The sequence below is a fragment of the Bdellovibrionota bacterium genome (assembly GCA_035292885.1).
In the GTDB taxonomy this organism is placed as follows: domain Bacteria; phylum Bdellovibrionota_G; class JALEGL01; order JALEGL01; family DATDPG01; genus DATDPG01.
Map to the genome: position 1 here is coordinate 1 of DATDPG010000129.1, position 7,190 is coordinate 7,190.

The following is a 7,190-nucleotide window of genomic DNA, read 5'->3' on the forward strand; positions in this document are numbered from 1 at the left end:
TATCCGAGCCTCGCGTTGAAGGCCACGGAACAGATTCAGGATGTTCCCGACACACCCACAAGCGGCGGAAACACATCCGTCCAGGGAACGTTCGTCCGCCGATCGCGCCCCGAGGTGGCGGTGGAAGGGAAGTACACGCTCTTCTCGGGCCTGCGGGAGTACTCCGGTCTGGCGGCCTCCAAAGCCACGGTCCGCCAACGATCTTTTGAATACGATCGGGCCAAACAAGGTCTGTACGCCGAGCTGGCGACGGCATTTTATCTCACGATCAGCCGGGCCAAGGAGATCGAACTGCTCGAAGCTTCGATCAAAATCCTCAACGACCGGATTCGGGAACTCTCGAATTTCGAGCGTCTGGGTAAGTCGAGGCCGAGCGAGCGCGTGAGCGTGGAAGCCGACCGGGAGCGTGCGCAAGCGGATACCAAACAACTGGAAGGGGAACTCAATGCACTGAAGTACTTGATGGGTTTTTATTTGGGCGTCGAAACCCTCCCGCCTCTTGAGGAAGGTTCCGTCGACCCCGTAACCGCCCCCACGCTTCAGGAATGCGTGGACGATGTGACCAAACGCCCGGATATCGAGGCCCTCCGGGCCTCGGTGGAACGATATAAGAAAGAAGTTCGGTTTTACAAGGGCGGCTACGCACCAACCCTCGATTTCATCGGCCGCTACTACCCCTACCGCGTCGGTTTCGTGGAAGATATCGACTGGGATCTCGAGTTTGTTCTCAATTTCCCGTTTTTTGAGGGAGGGCAGACGCGGGCTGAAGTCAAAGGCGCCCTGGCGCGAGTGCGCCAAAGCGAACTCACGCTTCAAGAGACCGAACGCAAAGCGAAATACGAAGTACAAAGCAAACATGCCCTGCTTTTGGCGGCGCTCGAACGATATTCGGCCCTCTTGAAATCAACGGAACTTAATGAAAAAAATTATAAACTTCAGTCGAAGGAATACCGGCTGGGTCTGGTGACGAACTTGGACGTCCTGAAAGTTCTCGAACAATTTTATCAGACCCGCCGAGATCTGGAGAACACCCGCCTTCGAACGAAACAGCTGCTGGCGGAGCTGAACGCCGCGAGGGGAAAGATTCCGGCGGAGACGCCATGAGCCGAATTTCTGAAGTATCGATCAAGAACCCTGTGTTCGCGTGGATGCTGATGATCGGTCTCATGTTCTTCGGCTGGATCGGATTCTCCCGTCTCGGCGTGAGCCAGATGCCGGACGTCGACTTTCCGGTGATCAGCGTGACCGTCATGCTGGAGGGGGCCGCACCGGAGATCATGGAGACCGAAGTGGTCGACGTCGTCGAAGACTCGATCATGTCGATCCAGGGCGTGCGCGAAGTGAAATCCTCCGCCCGCCAGGGAACCGCCACGGTCACGATCGAGTTCGAATTGAACCGAGAGATCGATGTGGCGCTTCAAGAAGTCCAGACGAAGGTTACCCAAGCCCAGCGACGGCTGCCGGCGGAAATCGATCCTCCGCTGATTTCGAAGGTCAATCCCGAGGATCAGCCGATCATGTGGGTCGGCTTTTATGGAAAGGACAAATCGCTCCGACAACTGATCGATTACGCCGAGGACCACGTCAAGCCGTTCCTTCAGACCATTTCCGGCGTGGGAGACGTCTTTTTGGGCGGCTTCAGCGATCGAAATCTCCGAGTCTGGGTGGACGCCGATGAACTGACGAAACGGGAAATCACGATCGACGACGTCATCTCGAGCATCCAGACCGAGCATGAGGAAAGCCCCGCCGGGCGGATCGAAACTTCCGAAACCGAATTCAATATCCGCGTCATGGGGGAAGCGGCGACGCCCGAGGCGTTCGGCGACCTGGTCATCGCCCAGCGAGGAGGCCAGCCGGTCTACCGGCCCTACAAGCTGAAGGAAGTGGCCACGATCGAGGACGGCACGAACGACATTCGGCGTATCGCCCGCGTGAACGGCGAACCGGCGCTCGGCCTCGGAATTCGTAAACAACGCGGATCAAACGCCGTGGACGTCGCCGAACGCGTGCGCGAGCGACTCGGCGTGATCAACAAGTCTCTCCCCGAAGGATTCAAGATCGGCATCAACTTCGACTCCACGCGATTCATCAAGGATTCGGTTTCCGAACTCAATTTCACGCTGGTTCTCTCGGCCATCCTCACGTCCCTCGTCTGCTGGCTCTTTCTCGGCTCCTGGAGCTCGACGCTCAACATTCTCCTGGCCATTCCGACGTCGGTGCTCGGAACGTTCCTGGTCCTTTATTTTCTCGGCTTCACGCTCAACACATTCACGTTGCTCGGTCTTACGCTGGCCATCGGGATCGTCGTCGACGACGCCATCATGGTCTTGGAAAACATCACGCGAAACCGTGAAGGGGGGAAATCGAGGCTACGCGCCGCCCTGGACGGCTCCCGGGAGATCGCGTTTGCCGCCATGGCGGCCACCGCGGCCGTGATCGCCATCTTTCTCCCGGTGGCGTTCATGTCGGGCGTGATCGGTTACTTCTTCTACCAATTCGGGATGACGATCTCCGTCGCCGTCGCCCTGTCGTTGCTCGAAGCTTTGACGCTCACGCCGATGCGCTGCTCGCAATTCTTGGAAGCCGGATCGCAATCCAACTGGCTCGGCCGAACCTCCGATCGGGCGTTCAATTCACTGAAGCGGGGATACCAAATCTCCCTCTCGGGCGCCCTTCGATGGAAATACGCGGTCGTCATCGGGTCGTTCATACTTTTCGGACTTTCGCTTCTCCTTACGAAAACCCTTCGAAGCGAATTCGTTCCTTCTCAAGATCAGAGCATGTTCATGGTCCGAATGCAGGCGCCCATCGGATCTTCCCTCGACTACACCGACGCGAAATTCAAGAAAGCCGAAGAATATCTGGCGAGCCGCAAGGACGTGGCGCGATATTTCGCCGCCATCGGCGGATTCGGCGGAGGGGAAGTCGACACCGGGATTCTTTTCGTCACGCTGGCGCCCCGGAACGAGCGCGTACTCACTCAGAACCAAATCATCGATGAGACCCGAGAGAAATTCAACGCCATCGGCGGGGTTCGCCCCATCGTCCAGGACCTTTCCACCCGCGGTTTCACGGCGGACCGGGGTTTTCCGATCGAGTTCTCGATTCAAGGCCCGGACTGGGACAAGCTGGGGGAGCATTCAAAACAGATCACGAATGAAATGGAAAAAGCCGGCCTGTTCGAGGATATCGACACCGACTATCGCGTCGGCGTGCCGGAGATCCGGATTTATCCCGAACGGGGAAAAGCGGCCGATCGAGGCGTCAGCATGGCCTCCATCGCCCGCACGATCAACGCCACGCTCGGCGGCATACGGGCCGGAAAATACACGCACGGCGGCCGAAGATACGATGTGCGCCTAAGCCTCACGAAAGAGGACCGGGAATCGATCGAATCGATCAAAGGGCTCCTGGTCCGGAACAATCGAGGGGAGGTCATCCCGCTCTCGGAAGTGGTGCGCGTCGTACAAAAACCTTCGCTTCAATCCGTCACGCGACGGGACCGGCAGCGTTCGATCGGGATCTTCTCCAATGTGAAAAAGGACGTTTCCCAAACGAAAGCGATCGACGTCTCCCAGGAGATCGCCGGACGAATCTTGCCCCAGGGGTACAACGTTTTGTTTACCGGAGGGTCGAAGACGTTTCAGGAATCGTTTAAAGGACTTTTCTGGGCCCTCATTTTGGGGATCATCGTCTCCTACATGGTCCTCGGCTCGCAGTTCAACAGCTTCCTCCATCCGATCACGATTCTAATCGCCCTCCCCTTCAGCGTCACCGGCGGCCTGCTGGCCCTCTTGATCGCCAATCAGTCGCTCAATATTTTCAGTTTCATCGGTCTTCTGCTTCTCATGGGGATCGTCAAAAAGAACTCGATTTTGCTCGTCGACTTTACGAACCAAGTGAGGGATCGGGGAAAAGCCGCTCGTCCGGCGCTCCTGGAGGCATGCCCGATCCGTCTGCGCCCGATCTTAATGACGACGGTTTCCACGATCGCCGCGGCCCTTCCGCCCGCCTTGGCCTTGGGCCCCGGTTCGGAGACCCGAATCCCGATGGCGATTACGGTCATCGGAGGCGTTACGGTATCGACGGCGTTGAGTTTGTTTGTCGTTCCCTGCCTCTATGAGATTCTCTCCCCCCTCGAACGGCAGCGGCCCGCCGTTTTGATTCGGGAGGAAGCGGCCGCGGCTTCGGCGAAAGGAGCGTAAATCCCTATGATAAAAATTCGAAAAGCGGACGAGAGAGGCCATTTCGACCACGGTTGGCTCAATACGTTCCACACCTTTTCTTTCGGCGATTATTACGATCCCGATCAGATGGGCTTCCGAACGCTGCGCGTAATCAACGAAGACTACGTTCAACCGTCGGAAGGATTCCCCCCTCATTCCCATCGGGACATGGAGATTCTTACGTATATTCTGGAAGGCGCACTCGAGCATAAGGACAGCCTCGGCACCGGATCCGTCATTCGGGCGGGCGACGTCCAGCGTATGACCGCCGGAACCGGCGTCACGCACAGTGAGTTCAATCCTTCTTCGACGGAACTCGTTCACCTCTTTCAGATCTGGATTCTGCCCGACCGGAAAGGATTGCCTCCGAGTTATGAGCAGAAGAACTGGACTACCGAGCGATTTGCCGGAAAATTCGCCCTGATTGCGTCGCCCGACGCCCGGGACAACTCTTGCACGATTCACCAAGACGCGTCCGTCTGGCTGGGCCGGTTTACCAGCGGGCAGCAGGTGAAACACACCATCGCCAAAGGGCGATCCATTTGGCTTCAGATGCTCAAAGGGCGGGCCGCGATTGGAGATACAAATTTAAGTGATTCTGATGCCTTGGGACTCGATAACGAGATTTCGCTTTCGATCAATTTTACTCAAACCAGTGAAGTTCTTCTTTTCGATCTTTCTTGATTATCGACTGAAAAGACCCGCGAATGCGTAAACGGCCGGGATGAGAAACGGCACGACGATATTCAAGACAACACCGCTAAACACCGAAATAAATGCGTACTCTTTCCCCGAAAAAAGCGTGATGACCGGAAGCGTGGAATCCATCGTCGTCGCCCCGCCGGCCGCGATCGGTCCCAGCGGCGTAAACCACCTCACCAATTGAGGCGCGAAAAGCAGCGTCACCATCTCTCTCAACATGTTTGCAATCAAAGCCACCACGCCCACCGCCGGAGACGAAAGTTTCGCCAGGATAACGCTGGCCAGACTGTACCAACCCAAACCGGCCCCAATCGACATCGCGTTCCGCACACTCATTGAAGGCAACATCAAAGAACCCAACGCACTGCCGATCAGCGATCCGACGATAATGAATCCGGGAAGTACAAAGATCCGCGGTCGCGTTTGACGGACCATTTTCCACGTCGTCCGCTCACCACCTACGGTAAATCCGGCGATCCCAAGAAGGAGGTAAAGAATCATCGTCGTTCCCTGCTCCGCCGCGGAAATCGACATTGAAAAGACATGGAAACGGCCGAGCAGTACTCCTAAGAGGAACGAAACCAAGACCGACAACGTTGTTCGAACGCCTTGCAAAGGCTGAATTTTCACCGATTCTTGCACAATATTCGCGGCAGAATCAAACGGCCGGTGCTCGGGCGGTTTCATGATTTTGTGGGCTAGAGGCGCCAAGGTAAGACTTCCCATGAGCGCGCCGAAAGCGAGAATACACGCTTCCAGACCGATGCGGCCGAAGGCTGCGATGACTTCGTCATTCAGCCCCACCCAAAGACCCATGCTGATCAAGAGCAGGTAGAGAACGAACATCAACCCTTTTTCCGCGTATCTAAGGATTCGCACGCGCCCGCGTCGTTCGACCAGAGCACCGCACACCAACCCCATGAAAAAAGCTCCCAGAATCCACATCAAGGGACGTTACCGATCGAGATGAATCCGGACGCTCGTGATCACCACGTTACGCATTCCCCGCAACGCGGCGGATAGAAGGATCGAGGTCTGATTGTGGAGAAAATTGTGCCACCAGCGGGCCGGAATAAACGACGGGATAACCACCGTAATCAGGTCATCGGGGTCCCTTTCATCCACCTCTCGGATGTATCGTTGAAGCGGCTCGATCAAAGATCGATACGGACTGCGTAGAACCGTAAGAGGTATATCCGGGGCCCATTTCTTCCATCGCGCCTGGACGGCTTCGCCGTATTCGTCGTCCAAAGCCACGGTCACGGCATTCACGTTCTTGGAGATCGACCTTGCGTATTCGAGCGCGGCGACGACCCCTTTATGAATCCCCGCCACCGGTACGATAACGGTGTGTTTGAGTTTCCGCGGCGGGACCTTGAGGTCGGTGACCAGTTGTTCCCCCGCGGATCGATAATGGCTCCGAACCGCGTAGAACCAGGACACGAAAAGCGGAATCACCAAAGAGACAATCCATGCGCCGTGGGTGAATTTCGTAATAAGAATGGCGATCAGGACGACGGCCGTCGCCACCGACCCAACAGCACTGATGACCAGGTGATGAACACCCGGACGTTTTTTGGCCTGCAGGTGATGCACCACCATCCCGGCCTGGGAGAGCGTAAACGAAAGAAAGACGCCGACGGCGTATAGCGGGATCAAGGCATGCGTCGTCGCGTGGAAAAGAATCAAAAGGAGCGACGCCGCCGCGGCCAACATGATGATTCCGTTCGAGTAGACAAGGCGGTCCCCCATGGCTTTGAGCTGCCGGGGAAGAAAGAGATCCTCCGCCATGACCGAGGCTACCCGAGGAAAATCGTTGAAACTGGTATTTGCGGCCAGAATCAAAATCGCGCAGGTCGCCGCTTGGATGAAGTAATAAACGACGTTATTGCCGTAAATCATTCGCGCCAATTGGGAGATGACGGTCTCGTGAGGATTCGGAACGACGCCGTACAGCCAAGCCATGGCGCATATCCCCAGAAATAAGACGGCCAAGATCATCGCCAGCCAACGGAGAACTCTTGAAGCATTGTCCGCTTCCGGGGGTTTGAACGCCCGAACTCCGTTGGATATGGCTTCCACGCCGGTTAAGGCCGTACATCCGGAAGCGAACGCCCGAAGAATCAACAGGGGAGTCAGGACCGCCAGAGCTCCCCCGCCGGGATTTGTCGCTGCCGCCAACTCCTCTCCCATCAGTTCCATCGGTGTGAAAAGATAGCTCACAAAACCGCCGACAATGACCAGGACCATTGCAAAGAT

At 56.6% G+C, this 7,190-nt stretch carries 5 protein-coding genes; 3 read left to right on the forward strand and 2 right to left on the reverse strand.

Going from position 1 to position 7,190, the window contains the following annotated elements:
* The 3 genes from VI895_09945 to VI895_09955 all read left to right on the forward strand — a co-directional run.
* Positions 1-1,104 (forward strand): TolC family protein (locus tag VI895_09945; protein HLG20118.1); only part of this gene is annotated, 1,104 nt, incomplete at its 5' end.
* Positions 1,101-4,208: an efflux RND transporter permease subunit gene (locus VI895_09950; protein HLG20119.1), complete on the forward strand. Its 3,108-nt coding sequence runs from the start codon at positions 1,101-1,103 to the stop codon at positions 4,206-4,208. The genes VI895_09945 and VI895_09950, both read left to right, overlap by 4 nt.
* Before the next feature lie 6 nt (positions 4,209-4,214).
* Complete coding sequence (locus VI895_09955; GenBank protein HLG20120.1) at positions 4,215-4,913, forward strand: pirin family protein; 699 nt, start codon at positions 4,215-4,217, stop codon at positions 4,911-4,913.
* Here VI895_09955 and VI895_09960 read toward each other — a convergent pair whose 3' ends face one another.
* Both VI895_09960 and VI895_09965 read right to left on the reverse strand, forming a co-directional pair.
* Complete coding sequence (locus VI895_09960; protein ID HLG20121.1) at positions 4,914-5,876, reverse strand: lysine exporter LysO family protein; 963 nt, start codon at positions 5,874-5,876, stop codon at positions 4,914-4,916.
* A 9-nt stretch (positions 5,877-5,885) separates the two neighbouring features.
* Positions 5,886-7,190 (reverse strand): amino acid permease (locus tag VI895_09965; GenBank protein ID HLG20122.1); only part of this gene is annotated, 1,305 nt, incomplete at its 5' end.